This window comes from Stenotrophomonas sp. HMWF023 (assembly GCF_003060985.1).
Classification (GTDB): domain Bacteria; phylum Pseudomonadota; class Gammaproteobacteria; order Xanthomonadales; family Xanthomonadaceae; genus Stenotrophomonas; species Stenotrophomonas lactitubi.
Genome location: NZ_QAIJ01000336.1, coordinates 1 through 1,407, shown reverse-complemented (window position 1 = coordinate 1,407; position 1,407 = coordinate 1). Strand labels below are relative to the sequence as shown.

General features: G+C 63.1%; 1 pseudogene. It reads right to left on the bottom strand.

The features are described 5' to 3' along the window. Positions 1 to 197: 197 nt before the first annotated feature. Positions 198 to 1,407: pseudogene (locus tag DBR20_RS20495) on the bottom strand (RHS repeat-associated core domain-containing protein); the annotation flags it as partial.

The window sequence follows — 1,407 nt, the reverse complement described above, 5'->3', positions numbered from 1 at the left end:
TTTTTTGACTTCCCTCCTTTAGGCGCTATTTTTTGCTGAGGCCGGCTATACCACGAGTGCGATCTGCCCGCGCCTGCACTAGCTCCAGCCCCCCGACCAGAATTACCTGGGGGCCGAACGACGACCGGAGGCCGAGCGAGTACGCAACCGGGACAGAGACCAAGCGAATCATCCCTTTCCATGGGACCGGATTCAGCGTAGGCGTAAGTGCTGATCCCACCACTAAGGCCAATCGGATCATTCTGCGAGTACCGCCCCACCTCCGGTTCGTACTCCCGCTGGTAGTTGTAGAACAGCCCACTCGCATCGGTCGCCTGCTGGCCCGGGAAGCGCAGCGCCAGATCAAACGCCACACCATCACCATCGGGGTCATTGGCCGGTGCCTGATCGCCAAACACCTCACTCTTGTTGCTCCACTCCCATAGCGCGACATCGCGCACAGGGTCGATCACCACACGCGGTGTACCCAGATGATCGGGCTGGATGTAGGCCAGCTCCGGCACGCCTGCAGTTGCTGTCTGGATCAACGCCACCGGGTAGTTGTCCAGCCAGATCGCCTGCTGCTGCGCCTGCCCGGCGGCCGAATAGTTGCCAACCCACCGCCCGGCTTCGTCATAGACCGTGACCTGCGCATCGCCACTGGCCGGCGCACGCAGCACGCGCTCACCGCGATGGTTGTAGCCGTAACTCTCCACCACAGCAGCACCCTGCTTCACCGCACTCATGCGGTTGGCATCGTTGTAGGCAAACGTCTTGCTGCCGATGCTGGTGGTATTGCCTGCGGCATCCTGGTTGCGCGCCTGACCGTCCACGGCAATCAGGCGATGGCTGTCAGCCGGATAGGTATAGCTTGCGGTTCCGGCCGACGTGGTCAGTGAGGTACGGTTGCCGGTGGCGTCGTAGCCGTAGGTTTCAATCGGAGTACCCGTGGCGCCATCCTGGGTCTGGGTCAGGCGGCCGAGTGTGTCGTAGGCGTATCTGGCCAGCACCTCGGAACCTGCACCGCTCTTCAGCTCGGTGATCGAACCGACGGGATCGTAGCCATAGCCCAGTGACAGACCGCCTGCCGCGGGGTCATGCACCGCCTGCGGGCGGTAGTCCAGATCCAGCGGGCGCTGCAGTTGGCGCCCATTGCCGTAGGTCCAGCCGGTCGCCGGCCCGAAGGCTGCATAGGTCACGTTGTTGACCACCACCTGCCGGGCCTGTCCCGGGCGAGTCAGCCCAATCAGGCTGATACGACCCAGGGCGTCGCGTGCGTAGTCCGCCACATTTCCGTCCGGGTAGGTCAATGCGGTCAGGCGACCAGATTTACTGTACGCATAGCGCAGTGTGCTGGCCACGCCATTGATCGTCTGCACCTTGCGGGTGACCTGGCCGAAGCGGTCATGGCAGTACACGGTGCTGCCA